The organism is Streptomyces sp. NPDC017202 (genome assembly GCF_044331705.1).
GTDB lineage: Bacteria > Actinomycetota > Actinomycetes > Streptomycetales > Streptomycetaceae > Streptomyces.
Window position 1 is genome coordinate 705,222 of record NZ_JBIRNP010000002.1, and the last position, 24,767, is coordinate 729,988.

General features: G+C 72.6%; 21 protein-coding genes. 10 read left to right on the forward strand and 11 right to left on the reverse strand.

From position 1 onward, the window contains the following. Positions 1-114: 114 nt before the first annotated feature. Positions 115-750 carry an HAD family acid phosphatase gene (locus ACH4N1_RS07445; protein ID WP_398095173.1) on the reverse strand — a complete coding sequence of 212 codons (636 nt, stop codon included), beginning with the start codon at positions 748-750 and terminating at the stop codon, positions 115-117. 516 nt (positions 751-1,266) lie between these two features. Here ACH4N1_RS07445 and ACH4N1_RS07450 point away from each other — a divergent pair. Next, complete coding sequence (locus tag ACH4N1_RS07450) at positions 1,267-1,875, forward strand: M23 family metallopeptidase (protein ID WP_398095175.1); 609 nt, start codon at positions 1,267-1,269, stop codon at positions 1,873-1,875. Positions 1,876-1,897: 22 nt separating this feature from the next. On the opposite strand, the gene ACH4N1_RS07455 is transcribed toward ACH4N1_RS07450, so the two are convergent. Next, the gene (locus tag ACH4N1_RS07455) at positions 1,898-2,494 is read right to left on the reverse strand and encodes a TetR/AcrR family transcriptional regulator (RefSeq protein WP_398095177.1); all 597 of its coding nucleotides are present in this window, start codon (positions 2,492-2,494) and stop codon (positions 1,898-1,900) included. A 170-nt stretch (positions 2,495-2,664) separates the two neighbouring features. Here ACH4N1_RS07455 and ACH4N1_RS07460 point away from each other — a divergent pair, with 170 nt between their 5' ends. Next, the gene (locus ACH4N1_RS07460; protein ID WP_398095179.1) at positions 2,665-4,254 is read left to right on the forward strand and encodes an MDR family MFS transporter; all 1,590 of its coding nucleotides are present in this window, start codon (positions 2,665-2,667) and stop codon (positions 4,252-4,254) included. Positions 4,255-4,428: 174 nt separating this feature from the next. Here the strand turns inward: ACH4N1_RS07460 and cseC are convergent, their stop codons facing one another. The 5 genes from cseC to ACH4N1_RS07485 form a co-directional block, all read right to left on the reverse strand. Next, positions 4,429-5,772, reverse strand: a complete 1,344-nt coding sequence (gene cseC, locus ACH4N1_RS07465; protein ID WP_398095181.1) for a two-component system sensor histidine kinase CseC — start codon at positions 5,770-5,772, stop codon at positions 4,429-4,431. A gap of 12 nt (positions 5,773-5,784) precedes the next feature. After that, entirely contained in the window at positions 5,785-6,486 is a 702-nt protein-coding gene (cseB, locus tag ACH4N1_RS07470; RefSeq protein WP_398095182.1) for a two-component system response regulator CseB, read from the reverse strand. Between the two features lie 230 nt (positions 6,487-6,716). Beyond that, complete coding sequence (locus ACH4N1_RS07475) at positions 6,717-7,325, reverse strand: hypothetical protein (RefSeq protein ID WP_398095184.1); 609 nt, start codon at positions 7,323-7,325, stop codon at positions 6,717-6,719. Between the two features lie 41 nt (positions 7,326-7,366). Continuing rightward, the gene (locus ACH4N1_RS07480) at positions 7,367-7,909 is read right to left on the reverse strand and encodes a SigE family RNA polymerase sigma factor (RefSeq protein WP_398095186.1); all 543 of its coding nucleotides are present in this window, start codon (positions 7,907-7,909) and stop codon (positions 7,367-7,369) included. A gap of 301 nt (positions 7,910-8,210) precedes the next feature. After that, positions 8,211-9,200 carry an A/G-specific adenine glycosylase gene (locus ACH4N1_RS07485; RefSeq protein WP_398095188.1) on the reverse strand — a complete coding sequence of 330 codons (990 nt, stop codon included), beginning with the start codon at positions 9,198-9,200 and terminating at the stop codon, positions 8,211-8,213. 310 nt (positions 9,201-9,510) lie between these two features. Between ACH4N1_RS07485 and ACH4N1_RS07490 the strand changes: the two genes are divergently transcribed. Beyond that, positions 9,511-10,329, forward strand: coding sequence for a hypothetical protein (locus tag ACH4N1_RS07490; RefSeq protein ID WP_398095189.1), 819 nt, complete (start codon positions 9,511-9,513; stop codon positions 10,327-10,329). Between the two features lie 173 nt (positions 10,330-10,502). Here ACH4N1_RS07490 and disA read toward each other — a convergent pair whose 3' ends face one another. Beyond that, on the reverse strand, positions 10,503-11,627 hold the full coding sequence (gene disA / locus ACH4N1_RS07495) for a DNA integrity scanning diadenylate cyclase DisA (protein ID WP_363092790.1): 1,125 nt from the start codon (positions 11,625-11,627) through the stop codon (positions 10,503-10,505). An 81-nt stretch (positions 11,628-11,708) separates the two neighbouring features. Next, positions 11,709-13,118: a DNA repair protein RadA gene (gene radA, locus ACH4N1_RS07500; RefSeq protein WP_363092789.1), complete on the reverse strand. Its 1,410-nt coding sequence runs from the start codon at positions 13,116-13,118 to the stop codon at positions 11,709-11,711. A 320-nt stretch (positions 13,119-13,438) separates the two neighbouring features. Here radA and ACH4N1_RS07505 point away from each other — a divergent pair, with 320 nt between their 5' ends. Continuing rightward, the gene (locus ACH4N1_RS07505) at positions 13,439-15,154 is read left to right on the forward strand and encodes a hypothetical protein (RefSeq protein WP_398095191.1); all 1,716 of its coding nucleotides are present in this window, start codon (positions 13,439-13,441) and stop codon (positions 15,152-15,154) included. Positions 15,155-15,252: 98 nt separating this feature from the next. Here ACH4N1_RS07505 and ACH4N1_RS07510 read toward each other — a convergent pair whose 3' ends face one another. Continuing rightward, positions 15,253-16,218, reverse strand: coding sequence for a hypothetical protein (locus ACH4N1_RS07510; protein WP_398095193.1), 966 nt, complete (start codon positions 16,216-16,218; stop codon positions 15,253-15,255). 95 nt (positions 16,219-16,313) lie between these two features. Here ACH4N1_RS07510 and ACH4N1_RS07515 point away from each other — a divergent pair, with 95 nt between their 5' ends. From ACH4N1_RS07515 to ilvD, 4 genes are all read left to right on the forward strand, one after another. Next, a complete protein-coding gene (locus ACH4N1_RS07515; protein WP_398095194.1) occupies positions 16,314-17,246 on the forward strand; it encodes a Ppx/GppA family phosphatase in 933 nt (310 codons plus the stop codon). Positions 17,247-17,567: 321 nt separating this feature from the next. After that, positions 17,568-18,392 (forward strand): sugar phosphate isomerase/epimerase family protein, encoded by an 825-nt coding sequence (locus ACH4N1_RS07520; RefSeq protein ID WP_398095195.1) that lies wholly within the window; start codon positions 17,568-17,570, stop codon positions 18,390-18,392. Beyond that, a complete protein-coding gene (locus ACH4N1_RS07525) occupies positions 18,389-18,994 on the forward strand; it encodes a TetR family transcriptional regulator (RefSeq protein ID WP_398095196.1) in 606 nt (201 codons plus the stop codon). Before ACH4N1_RS07520 ends, ACH4N1_RS07525 begins: the two co-directional genes overlap by 4 nt. Before the next feature lie 147 nt (positions 18,995-19,141). After that, entirely contained in the window at positions 19,142-20,995 is a 1,854-nt protein-coding gene (ilvD, locus tag ACH4N1_RS07530; protein ID WP_398095198.1) for a dihydroxy-acid dehydratase, read from the forward strand. 175 nt (positions 20,996-21,170) lie between these two features. Here the strand turns inward: ilvD and ACH4N1_RS07535 are convergent, their stop codons facing one another. After that, positions 21,171-23,351 carry a serine/threonine-protein kinase gene (locus tag ACH4N1_RS07535; RefSeq protein ID WP_398095199.1) on the reverse strand — a complete coding sequence of 727 codons (2,181 nt, stop codon included), beginning with the start codon at positions 23,349-23,351 and terminating at the stop codon, positions 21,171-21,173. Positions 23,352-23,533: 182 nt separating this feature from the next. Between ACH4N1_RS07535 and ACH4N1_RS07540 the strand changes: the two genes are divergently transcribed. Both ACH4N1_RS07540 and ACH4N1_RS07545 read left to right on the forward strand, forming a co-directional pair. After that, complete coding sequence (locus tag ACH4N1_RS07540) at positions 23,534-23,872, forward strand: SH3 domain-containing protein (RefSeq protein ID WP_398095200.1); 339 nt, start codon at positions 23,534-23,536, stop codon at positions 23,870-23,872. Positions 23,873-23,947: 75 nt separating this feature from the next. Continuing rightward, entirely contained in the window at positions 23,948-24,520 is a 573-nt protein-coding gene (locus ACH4N1_RS07545) for an EamA/RhaT family transporter (protein ID WP_398095202.1), read from the forward strand. Positions 24,521-24,767: the final 247 nt, after the last annotated feature.

The window sequence follows — 24,767 nt, forward strand, 5'->3', positions numbered from 1 at the left end:
CGCCCCCCCCCCCCCCCGCCCCCCCCCCCCCCCCCGGGCCCCCCCCCCCCCCCCCGGCGGCCGCCCCCCCCCCCCCCCCCCCCCCCCCCCCCCCCCCCCCTCTCTCTGCGTTCCTCAGGACAGCTGGCCGTCGTAGTCCGGCAGCTTGAAGGTCTTCTCGGCGTGGCCGCCCGACAGGTCGGTGGCGCTGTTGCCGATGTTCGCGATGATCGTGTAGCCCTTGGACTCGATGGCGACGCGCTGGGCGGTCTTGTAGGCGCCGACGTCCTTGAAGAGGTCGAACAGTCCGCGGACGTAGAGGCCGGAGACCTTGTAGCCGACGTACTTCAGGTTGTAGTCGGTCACGCCCGAGATGATGCCGGGGCGGGCGGTGACGAAGAACAGGGAGACGCCGTGCTCCTGGGCGTACTTGGCGACGTCGAGGACCGGCTTGTTGGCCGGCTGCGGGTAGCTGAAGCCGAAGTCGGTCTCCAGGGTGGTGTTGTCGATGTCGAGGACGACAGCCTGCTTCTCGCCCGGCTTGGCGGCGGCGATGCGCTGCTTCAGGTACGGCAGGGCCTGGTTCGTCACCGCCAGGCAGTCCGCCTGCCAGGTGTCGTAGTCGACCTCGGCCTGCGCGGCGGTGGTGGCGACGGAGGCGGTGCCGGTGGCCGTCGCTGCCTGGGCGCCGACCGGGACGGCCATCGCGGTGATGGCGGCCGTCGCCGCGGCGGTCATGCCGATACGGCGCGTCCAGGTGCCTCTGGTCATGGTGTGGGGGTCCTCTCGCGTCCAAGCGCTGCGGGTGTCGTGGGCATGCTCATCGGTGGGGATGGCCTGAGGGGAACCAGCGGGTTACTGGACGGTAGAGGGCCCTGAGAGGCCCGTCACACCCTCGTGCACGCTTCGTGACGGGGGTCACAAGTGCCCCGGGGGCGGGGGGAGTAGCCGCCGTCACATTCCGAAGTGCCGTACGGCGGGCGGCCGGTGATGTGCCGCACAGGAGCTACGTCACGTACTACGCGGAATAGTGCCGGCCCCCATTGGGGCGAATCGGGCATAACGCTCGGGACGGGTTCGCTCGGCAGGCCTGCCGCGTGGAACGGGGGCTCATGTCGGGTGAAGGAGGTGTTGTCGGGAGATGGTCCGTTTTGGTGCGATGTACTAGCTTCCGTCGTAGATCACACGTTTGGGGCATTACGGGGCCGCGGGTTACCAAGGGATGGCCATCCGGCAGACGTCCATGCGTCGGGTGGTTCTCTCTGTCCCCGGCACCATGAGGTTTCGATGTTCCAGCGCGTCATGTTCCGTTCTTCCCGTACGCCCCAGCTCCGCACCCGCGTGGCCGTCGGTGCCGCCGCTCTCGGCGCCACGGTCGTGCTGGGGAGCGGAGCGGCGTCCGCGGCCACGCCCCAGGCCAAGACGGCGGCGCCCGCGGCCGCGACCGCGGTGTCGGCGGCCAAGAAGTCCTCGGCGGCCACCTGGGTCGACCCGGTGAAGAAGTACAGGCTGTCCGCCAGCTTCGCCCAGGCCGGCGGCATGTGGGCCTCCAAGCACAGCGGCCAGGACTTCGCCGTGGCGAGCGGCACCAAGGTCTTCGCCGCCCACGGCGGCAAGGTCGTCAAGGCCGGCGGCAACGGCGCCGGTGACGGCCCCGCCTACGGCAACGCCGTCGTCATCAAGCACGCCAACGGCGTGTACTCCCAGTACGCCCACCTGTCGAAGATCAACGTGAAGGTCGGCCAGATCATCAAGACCGGCCAGCGCATAGCCCTGTCCGGCAACACCGGCAACTCCAGCGGCCCGCACCTGCACTTCGAGATCCGGACCACCGCCAACTACGGTTCGGCGATCGACCCGGTGAAGTTCCTGCGCGGCAAGGGCGTGACCGTCTGACGACGGTGATCGACGGCCGTCGTCAGGACGGCTGCGAGCCCTGATGGGCCTGGGTGATCAGATCGACGGCGACCTCGAGGACGGCTTCGCGCTTCTCCTCGGGGTCGCCTTCGATGTCCTGCAGGAAGAACATCCCGGCGTGCAGCGTGAAGATGGCGCTGACGCAGCGGACCTGATCGGCGAGCGGGGCGTCCGGGTCGATGACGATGTCGCGCAGCCCGCGCATCCGGTCCTTGAAGGACTCGCCGATCTGGAGTTCGCGGACCGTCGCCTGGTTCTCCTGCATGAAGCGGAAGAACGGGGCCGCCTCGCTGAGCGCCTGGCTGTAGCGCCGCAGGACTTCCTGCTTGGTCTCCAGGGTGTGCGGCCGGCTGCGGCCCCACTCGATCAGGTCCTCGATCGGCTTCGTCAGATCCGTGAAGATGCTGACGATGATCTCTTCCTTGGTCTTGAAGTGGTAGTACAGGGCCGCCTTGGTGACCTGGAGATGTTCCGCGATCTCGCGGAGCGAGGTCTTCTCGTAGCCCTGCTCGGCGAAGAGTTCCAGTGCCACGTCCTGGATGCGCTGGCGTGTGTCGCCGCGGCGTCGCTGCTTGGTGCCGTCCATGGTGACGTCCATCCTCGTACTCCTCGCGTCGCCGCGAAACCGGCAGCCGGAAGGTAAGGGGCGCTTACCTTCCCCTCAGGTTGAAACTTACTTGACGCCCGGCTAGTTACGAGTCTACTTTCCCGGTGTAGTGAACTAGCCGGGCGGCAAGTAAGTAGTCGCCCTGGGGGAGTGGGATGACGATGGCGGACACCCGAACCGTTGAGCCGGACGCCGGCGCACAGGAGAAGAAACAGCAGAGCGTGCGGGTCGTGATCCTCGCACTGATGATCACCATGATGCTCGCGATGCTCGACAACATGATCGTCGGCACCGCGATGCCCACGATCGTCGGCGACCTCGGCGGTCTCGAACACCTGTCATGGGTGGTGACCTCGTACACCCTCGCCACCGCCGCATCCACCCCGATCTGGGGCAAGCTCGGCGACATGTACGGGCGCAAGGGCGCCTTCCTCAGCTCCATCGTCATCTTCCTGGCCGGGTCGGCGCTGAGCGGCATGGCCCAGGACATGGGCCAGCTGATCGGCTTCCGCGCGGTGCAGGGGCTGGGCGCCGGCGGTCTGATGGTCGGCGTCATGGCGATCATCGGCGACCTCGTCCCGCCGCGGGAGCGCGGCAAGTACCAGGGCATGATGGCCGGCGTGATGGCCATAGCGATGATCGGCGGACCGCTGGTCGGCGGCACCATCACCGACCACTGGGGCTGGCGCTGGGCCTTCTACATCAACCTGCCGCTCGGCGTGGTGGCCCTCGGCCTGATCACCGCCGTCCTGCACCTGCCGAAGAAGCGGTCCCAGGCCCGCATCGACTACCTGGGCGCCGGGCTGCTCACCGTCGGCATCACCTCCATCGTGCTCGTCACCACCTGGGGCGGCACCGAGTACGCCTGGTCCTCCGCGCGGATCATGGAGCTGATCGGCATCGGTGTCGCGGCGCTCGTCGGGTTCGTGTTCTGGCAGACCAGGGCCGTGGAGCCGATCCTGCCGCTGCACATCTTCCGCAGCCGCAACTTCACGCTGATGTCGGTGATCGGCTTCATCACCGGCTTCGTGATGTTCGGCGCCACCCTGTTCCTGCCGCTGTACCAGCAGGCGGTGCAGGGCGCCTCGGCGACCAACTCCGGCCTGCTGCTCCTGCCGATGCTCGGCGCGATGCTCGTGACCTCGATGGTCGCCGGCCGGATCACCACCAGCAGCGGCCGCTACAAGGTCTTCCCGGTCCTCGGCGGCGCGCTGATGATCGTCGGCCTGTACCTGCTCTCGACGATGGACACCGGCACCTCCCGGTTCACCTCCGGTGTGTTCATGGCCGTCGTGGGCCTCGGCATGGGCTGCCTGATGCAGATCACCATGCTGGTCGCACAGAACAGCGTCGAGATGAAGGACATGGGCGTCGCGTCCTCCTCGGCCACCCTCTTCCGTACGCTCGGATCCTCCTTCGGTGTCGCGATCATGGGCGCGCTGTTCAACAGCCGGGTTCAGGACGCCATGTCCGAGCGGACCGGCGCACTGGGCTCCAAGATCACCGAGCAGTCCGCGCAGCTGGACGCCGACAGCCTCGCCAAGCTCCCGGCCCCGGTGCGGGAGGCCTACCAGTACGCGGTCTCCGACGGTACCCACGCGGCGTTCGTCCTCGGAGCCGTCGTGGCCGTGGTCGCGCTGGTGGCGGCCTTGTTCGTCAAGGAGGTCCCCCTCCGCGGGGCCGGACCGAGGACGGAGGGCGCCACGGACGAGTCCACCGCCCCCAAGATGTCGGTGGTCGAGCCCGTCTGACCCACCCGGAGGGACCGCCGCCTGCTGAGAGCGGCGGTCCCGGTTACCGCGGAAGCTCTGCGAGAGGCCCCCGGCCGGTGTCCGCCCCGGGGGCCTGCGGCGTGGGGCGGGCGATGCGCCCGATCGGCACGCCGCCCCGCGGAGGCACCCGGCCCGGCCGGCCCGCCCCCGCCCTCACGGCAGCATCGGATGGCTTCCCGTGTTCGTCGGGGCGTGTTCCGGCAGCCACAGGACGGCCACCGCGCCCTCGGACGGTATGTGCGCCGGTGCCCCCGCAGGCCGTACGTTGCGGAAGGTCAGCCGGGCGCCCAGGACACGGGCCTGCCCTGCCGCGATGGTGAGGCCCAGGCCGTGGCCGCGGCCCGCCCGGTCGCTGCTCCCGGTGCGGAAGCGGCTCGGGCCCTCCGCGAGCAGGTCCTGGGGGAACCCGGGGCCGTGATCGCGGACCCGGATGACCCGGCCCTCGACGGTGACCTGGATCGGCGGCTTGCCGTGCCGGCCGGCGTTGGTGAGCAGGTTGAACAGCACGCGCTCCAGGCGCCGGGGATCGGTGGTGACCATGGACTCGTGCACCACCCGCACCTCGGCCTCCGGGTCCTTGGCCGCCACCCGCCGGGTGACGAACTCGCCCAGCAGGATGTCCTGCAACTCGGCGCGCTCGGAGGCGCCGTCGAGGCGGGCCACCTCCAGGACGTCCTCGACGAGTGTGCGCATGGCTTTCGCCCGGTCCATGACCAGCTCGGTGGGCCGGCCCGGAGGCAACAGCTCGGCCGCCGTCAGCAGCCCGGTCACCGGTGTGCGCAGCTCGTGCGCGATGTCTGCGGTGACCCGGCGCTCGGCCTCCAGCCGCTGCTGGAGGGCGTCGGCCATGGCGTCCACGGCGGACGCCAGGTCGTCGGTCTCGTCGCGCACGACCCCGCCGATGGCGTCCCGCACCCGCACCTCCGTCTCGCCCCTGGCGACCTGGTTCGCCGCGGCCGCCGCCTTGCGCAGCCGACGCGACAGCTGTCCGCCGATCAGCACCCCGAGCGCGCTGCCGCCGAGGACGACCGCGATGGAGCCGATCACCAGGGCCTGGTCGAGGTCGTACAGGATGTCCGTGCTGCGGTCGGTGAAGCCGGTGTGCAGGGAGAGCACATGGCCGTCCTTCAGGGGCACGGCCGCCCAGATGTCGGGCACCCCGCCGCCGTGGTCGGAGACGAACGTGGCCCGGCGTCCCTCCTCGACCTTGAACCTCAGCTCCGACGGCAGGTCCTGGTCGTCGATCTTGATGTTGGGGAAATTGGGGCGCCCGGACAGCTCGTAGTTGCGCTGGGCGATCTGGACGCGCTCGTCGGCGAGGTCGCGTGCGTTGTCCAGCATGGAGACCCGGGCGGCGTTGTGGACGACGAGGCTGAGCACGACCGCCACCAGCGCCCCGACCAGCGCGATGGCCGCGCTCAGCTTCCACCGCAGGCCGGTGTGGATGCCCGTGCGCTCGGCGCGGGCCGGAACCAGGTGCCGCAACATCCCCCGCATACCCCTGTCCGCTCAGGCCTTCAGTTTGTAGCCGAAGCCGCGGACCGTCTCGATCCGGTCCTGGCCGATCTTTGTCCGCAGCCGCTGCACGTGGACGTCGACGACGCGGGTGTCCCCGCCCCAGCCGTAGTCCCACACCCGCTCCAGCAGCTTGTCCCGGGAGAGGACCGTGCCCGGGGCGGAGGAGAACTCCAGCAGGAGGCGCATCTCGGTCGGGGTGAGCGCGACCGGCTGCCCGGACCGGCGGACCTCCATGCCCTCGGTGTCGATCTCCAGCTCTCCGAAGGTCAGCACGCCCCCGGCGGCGGAGGAATCCGCCTCGCCCCGGTCGAGCCCGCCCGCGTGCCCGAACCGGCGCAGCACCGCGCGGATGCGGGCGACCAGGACGGCGCCGTCGAACGGCTTGGTCACGTAGTCGTCGGCGCCCGCCTCGAGGCCGAGCACGACGTCGATGGAGTCGGCCCGCGCGGAGAGCATGATCACCGGCACGGTGGACTCGTCCCGGATGCGCCGGCACAGGCTCACGCCGTCCAGTCCGGGCACCATCACGTCCAGCAGGGCGATGTCGGGGCGGTCCGCCCGGAACGCCTCCAGGCCGGACAGGCCGTCGGGCATCGCGGTGACCACGAAGCCGTCCCGCTCCAGGGCCAGCTGGGTGGCCTCGCGGATGACGTCGTCGTCCTCGACGAACAGGACGTGGGTCTGGTCTGCCATCCCGGTGCTCTCAGTCCTCGGTGGTGTCATGGGTGTGCGGTGGTGGGCGGTCGCGGGTCTGCTCTGTCTGTCGGTCCGCTGTCAGGCCGGCCGTCCCTAGGGGGGACGCCCGGAGCGCCTCGTGCGTTCACTGGTTCATCGGTCCGGGAAGCCCGAACGGTTCACGCGGCGGAGGATTTTTTCGCGGAGGCCCGGCGGCACGGGCGTTCGGCGTCGGTGTGCGGGACCCGTCAGCCGCTCTCCGGCACCGGCGTCGCACCGTCCCCGCCGACGACGCTGCTGTAGTCGTTGTGCCAGCTGTACTCCTTGACGAAGCGGCCCGAGGCCGTCCAGCGGTACGTGATCACGTTCTCGCCGGAGGGGCTGGAGACGGGGTCGCCCTTTTTGTACACCTGCTTGGTCACCACCAGGTCGCCGCGGTCTATCTCGGCGTAGACCGGGGGCTCCTCGGTCTTGAACACGTTCTCGTAGCGGCCGCTCGTGCGGCGGTACACGTACGACCCGACGCCGACCGCGTCACCGCACGTCAGCACGTTGACGACGACGTCGCTCTCGGTGCCGCCGGTGAGATCGCCGAAGGAGACGTCGACCGGGTACTCGTCGCCGACGCACGGTTTCAGCTCGCGCTTGACCTCCTCCGACACCTCGGGGTCGTCCTTGACGAGCCGGACGGCGTCGGTGCGGTCGGGAGCGTCGGTGGGGGTGCTCGACGGGGAGGCGGTGGCGCCGACGACCGCTTCGGCGTGCGCCGGGCCCTCGTCACGGGCGCCGGTGCCGCCGGTGGCGCACGAGGACAGGAAAACGCCGACGGCGGCGAGCACGGCCAGCGCCGTGGTCACCGCCTGGAAGGTGCTTCGGGCCGGTGAGGGCCCGGCCTCGGTCAGGCCGCCGTGCAACGCTCCCGCTCCTCACGCTCCAGCGCGCGTGCGTCCAGATCGCGGGTTTCCAGCTCCTCGCGGAGCCGGGCGAGCGCCCGGTGCAGCGTGCTCTTGACCGTACCGGCCGACATGCCGAGGGCGGCGGCGGTCTCCTCCGTGGACATCTGCTCCCAGTGTCGCAGGACGACGACACTGCGCTGCTTCGGAGCGAGCACCTTCAGGGCGTCCATCAGCAGGGCACGGTCCGCGTGCTGCTGGGTGGAGTCCTCCACGCTGGCGTCCGGCAGCTGCTCGGTGGGCACTTCCTCCAGCTTGCGGGCGCGCCACCACTCGGTCCGCGTGTTGATCATGACCCGGCGCAGGTAGGCGTCCGCCAGCCGCTTGTCCGCGATGCCGTCCCAGCGGCCGTACGTACGCACCAGCGCGGTCTGGAGCAGGTCCTGGGCGTCCACCGGGTCCGGGACCAGCCGACGGGCACTGCGCAGCAGCGCGTCCTGCCGGGTGCGGACGTACTCCTCGAACTCGAGCACCTCTCCCTGCGCCATGATCAACCGCCTCCGTATCCCCGTTCCGGCTGGCTGTGGTCCGCCGGTTTCCCGCTCGTGGTCTGTGGCCCTCGTGTCGATGTCGGGCACACGAAGGAAGCTACGGAGCTGTTGTCACGGCACTGTCCGAGGCAGCCTGCGGCTAGCAGTCGGCTGTCCGTCGGTTGTGTAACGAAGGCGGGTCAGGGGTAGGGAGGAGTGCCGAATGCGGACGGTTCGAGATGGTTCGCCCGCCGGTCGTCCGTGACGAAGGGCCGCCCGGGGGCCTCGGTCCTCCGGACACCTGTGAACTGGCGGTGTGTCAGGTGAGTGGCAGCCGGTACAGGCCGCCCGGCAGCGGTTCCACCAGGCCGTCCGCGACGAGGCCGTCCAGCGCACGCGCGCGTTGCACCGGCTCGTGCCACACCTGGTCGAGCTCCGTCTGGGGCACGGGCGTGTGAGCCTCCCTCAGCACGGCGAGCAGCTTGCCGCGCACCTGCCGGTCCGTACCGGCGTACGTCTGGCCGCGGCGCGCCGGGCCGTCGTGCTCCGGCTTGCCCGCCAGCCGCCAGGCGCACCGGTCGGCGATCGGGCAACGGTGGCAGCTCTCGTTCCGCGCCGTGCACACGAGGGCGCCCAGTTCCATGGACGCGGCCGCCCAGCGCGCGGCGGTCCTCTCGTCCTCGGGCAGCAGGGCGCGCGCCAGTCTGCGCTCGGCGGCCGTGGTGGCGTTCGGCGGGTACTGCACACCCGTGACCGCGCGCGCGAACACCCGGCGGACGTTGGTGTCCAGGACGGCGTGCCGCTGTCCGTACGCGAAGGAGGCGACGGCGGCGGCCGTGTACTCGCCGATGCCGGGCAGCGCCAGCAGTTGCGCGTGGTCCGCCGGTACGTCGCCGTCGTGCCGTTCCGTTATGGCCACCGCGGCGCCGTGCAGCCGCAGGGCGCGGCGCGGGTAGCCGAGCCGGCCCCAGGCGCGGACGGCCTCGCCGGGGGACTTGGCTGCCAGGTCGGCGGGGCGCGGCCAGCGGGCGAGCCACTGTTCGTAGACCGGCAGGACGCGGCTGACCGGCGTCTGCTGGAGCATGAACTCGCTGACCATCACTCCCCAGGCGCCGGCCTCGGGGCGCCGCCAGGGCAGGTCGCGGGCGTGGTCGTCGAACCAGTCGATGACGGGGGAGTGCAGGCGCGCGCCGGAGTCCGGCGCGGCCGCCGCCGGGCCGGTCGTGGCCGGGCGCGGCCGCTCTGCGGGGGGCGGTCCGCAGACGGTGTCGGCGGGGCTGCTGTGCGGGGGCTTCGTGGGCGCAGTCATGGCCCTTCCGATCCTGCCATGCGCGCAGGGGCACGCGCGCATACCGCCACCGGTGGGGCGGGGCGCGCGAGGCGTCCGCGCGCGTGCCGCGGGCGCGGCCGCAGCTGCGGGGGCGCGAGAGCGGAGGAGTGCGCCGTCACGCTCCGTGCGTGTCGCGTGGCTCCGCTGTCACGTCCCGCCACCGGGACGGGCGCACGAGGACGCAAGTCGGCGGCGGGGCAGCCCTGTCCGGGATGATGATCCGGAAAAGTTGTGGGCGGGGCGGCGGGTGGCGCCGGACAACGCAAGGATCTCTCGTACAGTTTGCGCCGTGGGATCTCTGCGCAATCCGGTCGGGCCGCTTCCCTCCTCCATCTACTGGCGACGGAGGGGCGTACTGCTGTCCGTGGTCGCCCTGTTGGCGTTGCTGGCCACCTGGGTGGTCAGCTCGGGCGGGGGTGGCGGCAAGAACGGCGCGGACGGCTCCAACGGCAAGAATCCCGCGTCCTCCATCACGCCGGGCCCGTCCGGGTCCGGGCCCGCGATCAGTCAAAACCCCGGCGGACGCGACGAGTCGGGCGACGAGGACTCCGGCGGCTCCGGTTCGGGTTCCGGTTCGGGCTCGGGCGGCGGCGCCGGGTCCGGCGGCGCGGACACGGGCGGCGCCGGTTCGGCAGGGTCCGGTGGTTCGGACGACGGCGCCAACGGCAGCGGGTCGGGCACGACTCTGCCGGCCGGTACGACACTGCCCAACTGCACCGCCAGCGTGGTCACGTTGAGCCTGCGCAGCGTCCGCAACACGTACTCCCCGGACCAGAAGCCCACGTTCCGGCTGACGGCGAAGAACTCCTCCGGAAGCGACTGCAAGGTCGATCTCGGTCCGAAGAACGCGGTTTTGACGATCACTCGGGCCGGCGCCGACGACGACTACTGGTCGTCCGCCGACTGCCCGAAGGGGGCCACGAGCCTTCTGTACCGGGTGCCGGCCGGGGGCGGCTTCACGTACACCGTGACCTGGGACCGGAAGCCGAGTGCGCCGGAGTGTGCGACGCCTCCGGCGGGGGTGGCCGGGGCCGGGACGTACCTGGTGGAGGCGAAGGCGCCCGGGTTCACGAAGGCGCAGACCTCCTTCGTCCTGGAGCAGGACTGAGGCAGGGTCGCCCGGCCGTCGCTCCTCGCCCGGAACGCGGTCGGGTCCGCGTACGCCACACCGGCACCGAGAGGCTCAGAGCCACCGCCGGTCTCGGAGGCACCACCCGTCCCGGAGGCGCAGCCGGTCCCAGGGGCACCGCGGGGCGCCGTCGGCCCCGGAGGCCGCCGGTCTCAGACGTACCTCTCCAGGATCGACGACTCCGCCAGGCGGGACAGGCCTTCGCGCACGCTGCGCGCCCGCGCCTCGCCCACGCCGTCGACCGTCTGAAGGTCGTCGACGCTCGCCGCCAGGAGCTTCTGGAGACCGCCGAAGTGCTCCACCAGGCGGTCGATGATCGCGCCGGGGAGGCGGGGAACCTTGGCCAGCAGGCGGAACCCGCGCGGGGAGACCGCCGAGTCGAGGGCCTCGGGGGAGCCGGTGTAACCCAACGCGCGCGCCACCGTGGACATCTCGAGAAGTTCCGCGTGGCTGAGCGCGTTCAGCTCGTACAGCGCCTCGTCGACCGTGCGGGAACGCTTGGCGGTGGGCTCCGGGACGTAGTCGCGGACCACCAGTTCGCGCTCCGGCTCCACGCCCGCGATCAACTCGTCGAGCTGGAGGGACAGAAGACGGCCGTCGGTGCCCAGTTCGACCACGTACTCGGCGATTTCGGTGGCGATACGGCGCACCATCTCCAGGCGCTGCGCCACCGCCGAGACGTCCCGGACCGTCACCAGGTCCTCGATCTCCAGCGCTGACAACGTTCCCGCGACCTCGTCCAGGCGGAGCTTGTAGCGCTCCAGGGTCGCGAGCGCCTGGTTCGCGCGGGACAGGATCGCCGCGGAGTCCTCCAGGACGCGGCGCTGGCCGTCGACGTAGAGCGCGATCAGGCGCATGGACTGGGAGACCGAGACGATGGGGAAGCCGACCTGCTTGCTGACGCGGTCCGCCGTGCGGTGACGGGTGCCGGTCTCCTCCGTGGGGATGGTGGGGTCCGGCACGAGCTGCACGCCGGCCCGCAGGATCTTGGACAGGTCGGAGGAGACCACGATGCCGCCGTCGAGCTTGCACAGCTCGCGCAGGCGCGTAGCCGTGAACTCGACATCCAGGACGAATCCGCCCGTGCACATCGTCTCGACCGTCTTGTCGGAGCCGAGCACGATGAGTCCGCCGGTGTTGCCGCGGAGCACTCTTTCCAGGCCGTCGCGCAGGGCCGTGCCGGGAGCCACCGCGCTCAGCGCGGCACGCATCAGGCCTTCGGCACCGGGACTCCCACCGGACTTTCCGGGAGCTGCCGCCCGGTCGTTGGCTGCCACTGCACTCCTCCGGTCACAGGTTCTGGGGTGCTCCCGTTTCGCGCACTCGGTTCGTACGGACGGGCGAGACCTGGGCAAAGTCTACCGGCGCTCCTCCGCCTCCTGCGGGGCCTCTCGCCGACGGGAGCGCGGCAGCACCCGCAGGGCGTCCCCCATGTTCGCCACTTCCAGGACCTTCATCCCGGCGGGGATCTTGCCGGGATCGCCCGGTACGAGCGCGTGCGTGAAGCCCAGGCGGTGCGCTTCGGCGAGTCTGCGCTGCACGCCCGTGACCCGCCTGACCTCGCCCGCGAGGCCCACTTCGCCGATCGCGACGAGGTTCTTGGGCAGGGGGGTGTCGCTCGCCGCGGAGGCCAGCGCGAGGGCGATCGCCAGGTCCGCCGCGGGCTCGGAGAGCTTCACGCCGCCGACCGTCGCGGAATAGATGTCCCGCTTGCCGAGCGCGCTGATCCTGCCGCGCTGCTCCAGGACCGCGAGCATCATCGAGACGCGGGAGGTCTCCAGGCCCGAGGTGGTGCGGCGGGGCGAGGGGATCTGCGAATCGACGGTGAGCGCCTGCACCTCGGCGACCAGGGGGCGGCGCCCCTCCAGGGTGACCGTCAGGCAGGTGCCGGGGACCGGTTCGTCACGGCGGGTCAGGAAGAGTCCGCTGGGGTCGGCGAGGCCCGTGATGCCCTCGTCGTGCAGTTCGAAGCAGCCGACCTCGTCGGTGGCGCCGTAGCGGTTCTTGACGCCTCGCACCAGACGCAGGCGCGCGTGCCGGTCGCCCTCGAAGGACAGGACGACGTCCACGAGGTGTTCGAGGAGGCGCGGGCCGGCGATCGCGCCGTCCTTGGTGACATGGCCCACCAGCAGCGTGGACATGCCGCGCTCCTTCGAGGCGCGGATCAGCGCGCCGGCGACCTCGCGGACCTGGGCCATGCCGCCGGGGGCGCCGTCGATCTCCGGGGAGGCGACCGTCTGCACCGAGTCGACGATCAGCAGGGACGGCTTCACGGCGTCCAAGTGACCCAGGACGGCGGCCAGATCGGTCTCCGCGGCGAGATACAGATGGTCGTCGATGGCGCCGATGCGGTCGGCCCGCAGCCGGACCTGGCTGGCCGACTCCTCGCCCGTGACGTACAGCGTGCGGTGTTCGTCGCTCGCGGACTTGGCGGCCACGTCGAGCAGGAGCGTGGACTTGCCGACGCCCGGCTCGCCGGCCAGCAGGACGACGGCGCCGGGGACCAGCCCGCCGCCCAGCACGCGGTCCAGCTCGGGGACGCCGGTGGGGCGGGCGGTGGCCTGACGGCCGTCGACCTGGCCGATCGGCAGGGCGGAGGTGGTGACGCGGCCGGGCGCCGTCGTGCGGACCGCGGGCGCGCCGTACTCCTCGACCGTGCCCCAGGCCTGGCATTCGGGGCAGCGGCCGAGCCACTTCGCCGTCTGCCACCCGCACTCCGTGCAGCGGTACGACGGACGGTCCTTGGTGGTCTTCGTGCGGGCAGCCATGGGGAAACCGTAACCGCCGGGTCCGACAACGCGAGAAGCCTGTGCATGAAGCCCGTGCATGAAGCGGGTCCGCCGGGGCAGACGCGACCCGAGGTGGCGTCCACCGCTCCCACCCCCCGGGGCGGCGGACACCGGGCGAGGTGCGCCCGGCCATCCCCCCGGCCGGGCCACCTCACCCCCTGTGAACCGGCCGGTCCCGTCAAGAATGAGCCACTCGACCCTCTGTTCCTGTCCCCTTATGAGGGATCGTTTCACCCGTACGGATTAAAAGGACTCAAGGGGGCAGAAGAGGTCGTTCCGTGACGCCTACGGTCGCACGGGTGATGAGCAGCAGTCCGGAAACCTCGACCCGCACGACCGGCGCACACCGGGCGCACAGGGAGGCGCGCGACCGCGCTGCGGCGCGCGCGGCGGCGCAGCGCCCACCCGGGCGTTACGAGCCCTACCTCGACGGTCTGTTCACCTACTGTCTGTCCGTCCTGTGCGACCACGACACCGCCACGGCGGCCCTCGGGGACGTCCTGACGTTCGCCGAGCGGCGCGGACAACGTGTCCCGGGCGCCGTCGGCGACCGCAGGGCCTGGCTCTACGCACTGGCCCGCTGGGCCTGCCTGCGCAAGCTCGCCGAGGCCAAGCAGAAACGTCAGGGCACGCACGCGCCGGGCCGGCACGGCGCCCACCGGCAGAGCGGCGCCGAGCCCGCCACCGAGCCCGTGCCCGACGACCTCCGGGAGCGACGGCGGCGCGAACTCGCCCTGCTCGCCTGGCCGGAGGCCGCGGGCACCAGCCCGGAACAGCGCGAGGCGCTCGAGCTCGCCGTACGGCACCACCTCGCCGTCCACGAGGTGGCGGCCGTTCTCGGCATGGAGGTCGCCGCGGCCCGCGAACTGCTCGCCTCCGCCGCCTGCGAGGTCGAACGCACCCGGGCGGCCCTGGCCGTCGTCGAGACCGGCGGCTGCCCCGGCGTGGCCCGTCTCACCGGTGACCACCAGTTCGTGCTCAGTGCCGCGCTGCGCCGCGAACTCGTCCGGCACGTCGACGACTGCCCGCGTTGCCGCCGCGCGGCGGAGTGCGCGGTCCCCGGCCGCTGGCCCGGCGCCGGCGTCACACCCGCCGAACTGCCGGTTCTGGAGGCGCCCCGCGCGGCCCTGCACACCGTTCTGGCGCACCTGCCACGCGCGCGGGGTGCCGCCGTGCCACGCTTCGACCGGCGCGGCTTCCCGATGGACCCCAAGGACCGCGCCGCCCGGCGGGACCGCATCCGCGCGCGTGCCGTCACCACGACGGTCGTCGCCACCGTCGTCGCCGCGCCCGTGCTCGCCCTGTGGGCGGCCTACCGGGGCACACCGACCGCCGACTCCGACGGCCGCTCGTCCACCGCCAGCGAGGCCAAGGGCCACGACGGCCTCGACGGGGACGGATCGGGCGGCTACCAGAACGCCGGCAACGCCAGCACCCGGCCCGGCTCCCGCCTCCCCGAGGGGGGCGAGCCCGGCGTCTCCGTGGAGGTCGTCAGCGTCCCCGGACTCGGCGACAGGGGCGCGGCACACCTGTCCGTCACGGCCGGGAACAGCGGCGCCACCACCCTGATCACCCTGACCGCGGCACATGACGCGGACGGGCCGGTCCGCTGGTCGGCGACCACCGGCGCCTCCTGGCTCTACCTGAGCCGCACCACGGGCACCCTCCGGCCCGGCGAATCGATCACGGTCAAGGTGTACGTCGACCACCTGCGCGAGCCCACCGGGCCCTGGCACGCGCGCGTGGCGGTCTCGCCGGCCGGTGCCGTCGTCTCCATCGAGGGCCACGGCGCCGCACCCGCCCCCTCGGACCCCGGCCCCACGCCGAGCGGGCCACCCCCCTCGTCCGACCCGGAGCCGACCCCGACGGCCCCGCCCACCACCGGTCCCACGCCGAGCGACCCGCCGACCTCCGCCGACCCCGAGCCCACACCCACCGACCCGTCCCCGTCCGACCCGGGCGGCTCGACCCCGCCGCCGGACGGCAACGGCGACCCGAGCCCGCCGACGCCGTAGGCCGGGACGGGCCGGGACGGGCGGGAACAGGCCGGGACGGGCGGTGACGGGCCGCGAGGCGGGTGCGGCCGCGGGGTCGGCGAAGCGGGCCGGCGGCCTCAGACGGCCGGATCCACCGGAGCCGCGGGATCCCCCGGCCCCGCCGGACCGACGGAATCCACGGCGGCCGGTGCCGCCGCCGCATGCGGTGCCGGCACCGGGTCCGCCGGGTGCGGGGCCAGCAACGGCAGCGGCGAGGCGAGCCGCTCCTCGCACAGCTCGACCAGGCGGTCGTAGCCGGCCTTGCCCATCAGCTCGATCAGTTCCGGCCGGTACGAGACGTACACCGGGTCGCCCGCGCCGTGCGCCGAGGTGGCCGACGTGCACCACCAGTGCAGGTCGTGTCCGCCCGGACCCCAGCCGCGCCGGTCGTACTCACCGATCGACACCTGGAGCACGCGCGTGTCGTCGGGCCGGTCGATCCAGTCGTACGTCCGCCGCACCGGCAGCTGCCAGCAGACGTCCGGCTTGGTCTCCAGCGGCTCGCGGCCCTCCTTGAGGGCGAGGATGTGCAGCGAGCAGCCGGCGCCGCCCGCGAAACCCGGACGGTTCTGGAAGATGCACGAGCCGTTGAACGGGCGGGTCTGCCGGGAACCCTCGTCGTCCTCCGAGACCCAGCCGCCGCGCACGCCCTCGTCGTGGTGCTGCCAGACGTCGGGGGTGAGCCGCGCCACGTGCTCCGCCACGCGCTTCTCGTCGTCCTCGTCGGAGAAGTGCGCGCCCAGCGTGCAGCAGCCGTCGTCCGCGCGGCCCGCCTGGATGCCCTGGCAGCCGCTGCCGAAGATGCAGTTCCAGCGCGAGGTCAGCCACGTCAGATCGCAGCGGAAGACCTGATCGTCGTCCGCCGGATCGGGGAACTCGACCCACGCGCGCGCGAAGTCGAGACCCTTCTCGTCGGCCTTGAGGGCCTTGCGCGACTTCTTCGGTGACTTCACCCGCGAGGACCCCGGGGAACCGATGGCGGATTCGGCGGCCTTGTCGGCCTTGTCGGCCTTTTCGTCCTTCGCCTTTTTCGTCTTTGGCACCCGACCAGGGTAAGTCGCCCGCGCACGGCAACGGGACTGTCTCAGGATGCGCACCAGGGGTCGAGGTCAGGACGGCTGGCAGTAGCGTGCCCTCCATGAGACTCGGTGTCCTCGACGTGGGATCGAACACGGTGCACCTGCTGGTGGTGGATGCGCATCCGGGCGCGTGCCCGCTGCCCGCCCACTCGCACAAGGCCGAACTGCGCCTCGCCGAACTTCTCGACGCGTCCGGCGCGATCGGCCGTGAGGGCGTCGACAAGCTGATCACCGTCGTCCAGGAGGCGCTCCAGGCCGCCGAGGACAAGGGCGTCGAGGACGTGCTGCCGTTCGCGACCTCCGCCGTGCGCGAGGCCGGCAACGCCGACGACGTCCTCGCGCGCGTGCAGGCCGAGACCGGTGTCCGGCTGCAGGTCCTCACCGGCGAGGAGGAGGCCCGGCTCACCTTCCTCGCGGCCCGCCGCTGGTTCGGCTGGTCGGCCGGCAAGCTGCTGGTCCTGGACATCGGCGGCGGCTCCCTCGAGATCGCCTACGGCATCGACGAGGAGCCCGACGCGGCCGTCTCCCTTCCGCTCGGCGCCGGCCGGCTCACCGCGGGCTGGCTGCCCGGGGACCCGCCGGAACCCGAGCGGATACGGGCGCTGCGGCGGCACGTGCGGGCCGAGATCGCCCGGACCGTCGGGGAATTCAGCCGCATCGGCTCCCCCGACCACGTCGTCGCCACCTCCAAGACCTTCAAGCAGCTCGCCCGCCTCGCCGGCGCCGCCCCCTTCGCCGACGGCCCCTACGTCCAGCGCGAGCTGAAGCGGGAGTCCCTGGAGGCCTGGGTGCCACGCCTGGCCGGCATGACCATCGCCCAGCGCGCCGAGCTGCCGGGCGTCTCCGAGGGCCGCGCGAGCCAGCTGCTGGCGGGCGCGCTGGTCGCCGAGGGGGCGATGGACCTGTTCGGGGTGGAGGCTCTGGAGATCTGCCCGTGGGCGCTCCGGGAGGGCGTGATCCTCCGGAAGCTCGACCACATGCCTTCGCCGTAGCGCATAGCGGAGCCCGGCCCGCCCTTCCCTGCCCTGCCCTGCCCCGGCCCGCCCTGCCCCGGCCCGGGCCGGAGCAGGACGGCGTGCCGGGACCGCACACGCGCGTGGGGCGCGATGCGACCGGACGCGGTGGGCACGCGCGCGTGCGGCGCGATGCGATCGGCCCGATGGGCACACGCGCGTGGAGCGCGACGCGATCGGCCCGGTGGACATGACGCCACCGCGTACCCGGCCGACTCCGGCCAACCCACCCGTGGCATGCGCCACAACGGCACACGGACACCCGGCAGTCCGGTCGCCGCACCCCGTAACCTGTCCCCCATGGCAGAGCCAGTCGCGCGCATCCCGGATGCGAAGGTCGCCCTGTCGACTGCCTCGGTCTACCCGGAGTCGACGGCGACGGCCTTCGAGATCGCGGCACGCCTCGGCTACGACGGGGTCGAGGTCATGGTGTGGAACGACCCCGTCAGCCAGGACATCGACGCCCTCCGCAGACTCAGCGACTACCACCGCCTCCCGATCCTCGCCGTGCACGCCCCGTGCCTGCTCATCACGCAGCGCGTGTGGTCGACCGACCCGTGGACCAAGCTCCAGCGGGCGCGCGCGGCGGCCGAGAAGCTGGGTGCGAGCACCGTCGTCGTGCACCCACCCTTCCGCTGGCAGCGCCAGTACGCGCGCGACTTCGTCCGGGGGATCTGGCGGATGGCGGACGAGACGGACGTGCGGTTCGCCGTCGAGAACATGTACCCCTGGCGCTACCGCGACCGCGAGATGCTCGCGTACGCGCCCGACTGGGACGTGACGAAGGACGACTACCGGCACTTCACGATCGATCTCAGCCACGCCTCGACCGCCCGTGCGGACGCGATCCACATGCTCGACCGCATGGGCGACCGGCTGGGCCACGTGCACCTGGCCGACGGCAACGGCTCCGCCAAGGACGAGCACCTCGTGCCCGGCCGCGGCGCGCAGCCCTGCGCCGAGCTGCTGGAACGGCTCGCGCTGAGCGGCTTCGACGGCCACGTCGTCATCGAGGTCAACACCCGGCGCGCGATGTCCAGCGCCGAACGTGAGGCCGATCTCGCGGAGGCCCTGGCCTTCACGCGCCTGCACCTGGCGGCGGCGGCGAAGGTGCCCCGCCGGTGACCGACACCGCCGCGCGCCGCCGCGGCCGCCCCCCGCGCGCGGAGTCCGCCGACACCCGCGACCGCATCCTCGCCGCGGCCCGCGAGGAGTTCTCGGAGCGGGGCTACGAGAAGTCGACGGTGCGGGGCATCGCCAGGGCCGCCGGGGTCGACGCGGCGCTGGTGCACCACTACTTCGGCACCAAGGAGCAGGTCTTCGCGGCGGCCGTCGAGGTGGCCGTCGCGCCCGTGCTCGACGGGCCGGACGCGGTGGCCGACGCGCCGTTGGACCAGGTCGGGGAACGGCTGACCCGCTTCATGTTCGGCGTCTGGGAGAACCCCACGACACGCATGCCGCTGCTGGCGATCGTCCGCTCGGCGGTCACCAACGAGACCGCGGCGGCCGTCTTCCGCCGCCTCGTCGCCGCGCAGCTGCTGAGCCGTATCGCCGCCCGGCTCGACGCGCCGGACGCCGAACTGCGCGCCCAGCTGGCGGCCGCGCAACTGGTCGGCACGGCGATGCTGCGGTACGTGATCAAGGTGGAACCGCTGGCGTCGGCGGACGTGGAGCAGGTCATCGCGCGCCTGGCGCCGGTGGTGCAGGGCCACCTCGCCGGGCCCTGAGCGCGGCGCGGCGCAGGGGGCGGCGAGGTGGCCGGCACGGGGTGCGGCGCGAGATGCGCGTCCCGCATTCCGGACACCCCGTCCCGCCCCCTGGATGACCGGCGTACGCTCGAGGACAGCCCTACCTGTCTGAAGGAGCGAGCGACGATGCCCGAGCTGAGGTCCCGCACAGTCACCCACGGCCGCAACATGGCGGGCGCCCGCGCCCTGATGCGCGCCTCCGGTGTACCCGGTGCGGACATCGGCCGGAAGCCGATCATCGCGGTGGCCAACAGCTTCACCGAGTTCGTGCCCGGCCACACGCACCTCCAGCCGGTCGGCCGGATCGTCAGCGAGGCGATCACCGAGGCCGGCGGCATCCCGCGCGAGTTCAACACGATCGCCGTCGACGACGGCATCGCGATGGGCCACGGCGGCATGCTGTACAGCCTGCCCTCCCGCGACCTGATCGCGGACAGCGTGGAGTACATGGTCGAGGCGCACTGCGCCGACGCCCTGGTCTGCATCTCCAACTGCGACAAGATCACGCCGGGCATGCTCATGGCGGCCCTGCGCCTGAACATCCCGACGGTCTTCGTCTCCGGCGGCCCGATGGAGTCCGGCCGGGCCACCCTCGTCGACGGCACGGTCCGCACGCTCGACCTGGTCGACGCGATCTCCGACGCCGTGAACGACAAGATCTCCGACGAGGACATCCTCCGTATCGAGGAGAACGCCTGTCCGACCTGCGGCAGCTGTTCCGGCATGTTCACCGCCAACTCGATGAACTGCCTGACCGAGGCCATCGGCCTCTCCCTGCCGGGCAACGGCTCGGTCCTGGCCACCCACACCGCGCGCAAGCGGCTCTACGTGGACGCCGCCCGCACGGTCATGGACATCACGCGCCGCCACTACGAGCAGGACGACGAGACGGTCCTGCCGCGCAACATCGCCACCGTCGCCGCGTTCGAGAACGCGATGGCGCTGGACATCGCGATGGGCGGCTCGACCAACACGATCCTGCACCTGCTGGCGGCGGCCCAGGAGGCGGGCGTCCCGTTCGGCCTGAACGAGATCGACGCGGTCTCCCGCCGGGTCCCCTGCCTGGCCAAGGTGGCGCCGAACGTCGCCAAGGACCGCACGTACTACATGGAGGACGTGCACCGCGCCGGCGGCATCCCCGCCCTCCTCGGCGAGCTGCACCGCGCCGGCCTGCTGAACGAGGACGTGCACACGGTCCACAGCCCGTCCCTGGCGGACTGGATGAAGACCTGGGACGTCCGCGGCGGCTCGCCGAGCGCCGAGGCGGTGGAACTGTGGCACGCGGCCCCCGGCTGCGTCCGCTCCGCCGAGGCCTTCTCCCAGTCCGAGCGCTGGGAGGCCCTCGACGACGACGCCGAGAACGGCTGCATCCGCTCCGCCGAACACGCCTACTCCCAGGACGGCGGCCTGGCGGTCCTCAAGGGCAACCTCGCCGTCGACGGCTGCGTGGTCAAGACGGCCGGCGTCGACGAGTCGATCTGGACCTTCGAGGGCCCCGCGGTCGTCTGCGAGTCGCAGGAGGAGGCCGTCGAGAAGATCCTCAACAAGCGGATCACCCACGGCGACGTCGTCGTCATCCGCTACGAGGGCCCCAAGGGCGGCCCCGGCATGCAGGAGATGCTCTACCCGACGTCCTTCCTCAAGGGCCGCGGCCTCGGCAAGACCTGCGCCCTGATCACCGACGGCCGCTTCTCCGGCGGCACCTCGGGCCTGTCCATCGGCCACGCCTCCCCGGAGGCGGCCTCCGGCGGCACCATCGCCCTCGTCGAGGACGGCGACCGCATCCGCATCGACATCCCGAACCGCACGATCGAGTTGCTCGTCGACGAGACGGAACTCGCCCGCCGCGAGGAGGCGTTGAACGGGGTGTACGCCCCCGCGAACCGCGAGCGCAAGGTCTCCGCCGCCCTGCGCGCCTACGCCGCGATGGCGACGAGCGCCGACAAGGGCGCGGTGCGGGACGTGTCGAAGCTGGGCTGACGCCCGGCCGAACGCCGAAGGGCCGCCTCCGCCGACCGGGGGCGGCCCTTCCGCACGAGGCGAGGCCCACGAGGTCCGCGAGGCCCACGAGGTCGACGAAGCCCAGGAAACTCACGACACACGCGACACACGCGAAGCGCAGAAAGCACAAGCACCAGCACTCGCCTCACGAGCCTCACCAGCCCGCAGGGTCACGCCCGTCCACCGCGAACACCGTCCCGTCGGGAGCCCCGGCGTACACCCGCCCCTCGGCCGCCTCGGGCGCGGGCAGCGTACTGACCACCTCGTCCGACCGCGCGCCGAGCCGCAGCTCCGTCTGGCCGACGAGCTCCCCCGCCTCCGCGTCGACGGCGAGGAGACGCCCGTCGGGAGCGCTGAAGAACACGTGCGTGCCGTCGACGGTCGGCACCGACCCCCTGCTCACGGCCGTCTGGAGGGACCACAGCCGCTTCTCCTCGCGGGTGTCGACGGCCACGAGGGCACCGTCGTACGTCATGAGGTAGACGCGGTCGCCGTCGACGGCCGCGGTCGGCTGCTGGAGCGCGACGGACAGCGCCACCCGCCGCGACACCCCGGTCGCGGGGGAGAAACGGATCACGGCGTCCGCCATGCCGTAACCGCCGTCGCCGTCCTCGGCCAGCAGGACGACGCTGCCGTCCGCGGCGCCCACCGGCGTCACCGCCTCGTCGAACCGCTCGGTCCAGCGCACCTCTCCGGTGGCGGGGTCCACCGCGGTGACCCGGCTCCGGCCCTCGCCGGAGGTGCTGGTCGCGTAGACCAGCGCGTCCCCGGGGAACGACACGAAGTACGGATCGTTCGCCCCCGGGATCCGCCGGCTCCATCCGGTACGCCCGGACGCCGCGTCCACCCCGGTCACCGTGCCGTCGGCCGCCGTCAGCAACAGGGTCCCGCCCGCGTACCGGACCCCCCGGTACGCCGACACGTCCCGCTCCCAGCGCACCCGCCCCGACGCCGGGTCGAGGGCCTCGACGCGCTTGCCGGAGTGCGTGAGCACGTGCGCCAGCCCGCCCGCGACGACCGGTGCCCCGCGGGGCCGGTCCCCGGCGGACAGGGCGTGCCGCCACAGCACGCGCCCGTCGGACGCGTCGAGGGCGGACACCCACCCCGCCTGGGCGCAGAGCAGCCGCCGGGCGTCGTACGTGCACTGCGGCAGCCCGGCGTCCTCGGCCGGGTGCGTCGCCCAGGGTGTGCGGACGTCCGCGGTGGACCGCGAGCCGTCCGTGCCCCGGGACGCCGCCCCGGCCGTGTCCTCGCCGAACACCTGGAGGGAGACGAACCCGCCGCCCGCGACGAGCGCCAGCGAGCCGAGGGCGAGCGCGACCTGCCGCCGCCGACCCCGCCGTCGCACGCCCACCCGAGGCGCGCCGCCGGCCCGGCCCGCCGAGGACTCCGGAGAGCCCCCCGCCCCCGAGGACCCCGGCGACCCGGCCGGCTCCGGCCGCTCGGACCCCCGCACGCCGTCGTCCGGCGAACGCTGTGCCGGTATGAACGCCTGCGTGTCGTACGAGGCCGCCACCGACCGCAGCTCCCGCATCAGCTCGTCGGGCGTCGGCCTCTCCTCCGGCTCCTTCGCGAGGCAGCGCAGCACCATCGGGGCCAGGCTCTCCGGCACACCGGTCAGATCCGGCTCGTCGTGCACGACCTGATAGGCGACGACGTAGGGGCTGTCGGAGTCGAACGGCCCCCGCCCGGTCGCCGCGTGCACCAGCACGGATCCCAGCGCGAACACGTCCGCGGCGGGCCCGACCTCCCGCGGCCGCCGGAACTGCTCCGGCGCCATGAACGGCGGTGTCCCGATCAACTTGCCGGTCTCGGTGCGCAGTTCGCTGTCCTTCGGCCGCGAGATGCCGAAGTCGATGACCTTCGGACCGTCCTCGGCGAGCAGGACGTTGCTGGGCTTCAGATCCCGGTGCACCACTCCGACCCGGTGGATGTCCCGCAGCGCCTCCGCGAGCCCGGCCATCAGCCGCCGCAACTCACCCGCACCCATGGGCCCGTTCCGCTTCACATGCTGCGACAGGGTCGGGCCGGGAATGAACAGCGTGGCCATCCAGGGCCGTTCGGCCTCCGGGTCGGCATCGACGACGGGCGCGGTGAAGGCGCCGCTCACCCGCCGCGCGGCCGCCACCTCCTGCCGGAACCGCCCCCTGAACTCGGGATCCCGCGCGAACTCGGCGTGTACGACCTTCACCGCGACCTTCATGCCCGAGGTGCTGCGGGCCAGGTGGACCACGCCCATGCCGCCCGAGCCCAGACAGGACTCCAGGTGGTAGTGACCGGCGTACTCCGGAAGTTCCGCTTCCGCGTCCGCCCCGGTGTCGTGCTGTGGCGCCATGGACCACCCCCGTGCTGTTCGTCCGCGCGCGCGACGCACGGAGCCTAGTCGATGACGCTCACGCGACCGAGGCGGCTTGCTGGCTTCCCTGTGCGAATCGTGTACAGGTGTTTCATCTCGTGATTCCGGGGAATCAACGGGACCCCATGGCAGTCATGGGGTCCGACGGGGGAGGTTTTTTCATGTCTGTCGACCGCGTGGAAGAAGTGAAAGAGGGCCGGGAGGCCGAGGCGGCCGGGGGCGGCGTCGAGGCGCAGGCCGTGACGGCGGCGCTGACGTACTACCCGGTGGCGCCCGGCGTCCGCCTCAACGTGCGCAGCGGACCGGCCACCAGCTACCCGATCGTCAAGGTGCTGCCCGAGGGCACGAAGGTCCCGATCTTCTGCCAGACGCCCGGCACCTCGGTCAGCGGCCCGTACGGCACGACGAACATCTGGGACAACATCGCCGACGGCCAGTTCGTCTCGGACGCGTACGTGAGGACGGGCAGCGACGGCTATATAGCCCCCCGCTGCGCCTGACCCGACCGCGCGCGTCCCGCGCCCCACCGCGCACCCTGCCGGGGAGCCCGCCCGGCCCGGAGCCATAATCGTCCCGTGAGCGACGAGAACGGCACGCCGGACACCGAGGCGGGTTCCCCGGACACCGGGGCGGGACCCTCCGGCCGGTCGGCCCACCCGGCCGGTGCCCCGGCCGGGGGCACCCCCTCCGGGCCCCGCCCGGAGCCCCTCCGCTTCTTCGGCACCACCTGGGTGGACCACGACCACGGCTACCCGTTCCGCCGCGTCGGCGTGGCCGTCGGCTCGCTGGCCGCCGCGGTGGCCTCCTGCCTCGTCCTGCGCCTGGCCTACGAGGGCGTCGCGCTCGCCGGCACCGGCCGCTTCGTGACCGTGCTGGTCACCGTCATGTTCGCGATCTCCAGCGCCCTGGCCTTCCGGAACACCTGGGAGGGCTTCACCGGGCGCCCCGACCCCGACCGTCAGGCCTCCCTGCGCGGACTGCTGGCCATCGGCTTCGTCGGCTCCCTCCTGGCCTACTTCTTCCGCTCGCTCACGGAGGCCCCCGGCGAGAAGCTGCACCGCGAGGAGTACGAGGCGGCCCGCGCCGAGCACGAACGCCGCACCGCCCGCCGCACCCGCAACCCGTCGAAGAAGCGCCGCCGCTCCTGAGGACGCCCGCCGCCCGGACGACCCCGCGGACCGTGAAGCGGCCGGGCCGCCGCACCTGGACAGCGGCACCTGCACAGCGCCGCCGCTCCTGAGGACGCCCGCCGCCCGGACGACTCCGCGGACCGTGAAGCGGCCGGGCCGCCGCACCTGCACAGCGGCACCTGCACAGCGCCGCCGCTCCTGAGGACGCCCGCCGCCCGGACGACTCCGCGGACCGTGAAGCGGCCGGGCCGCCGCACCTGCACAG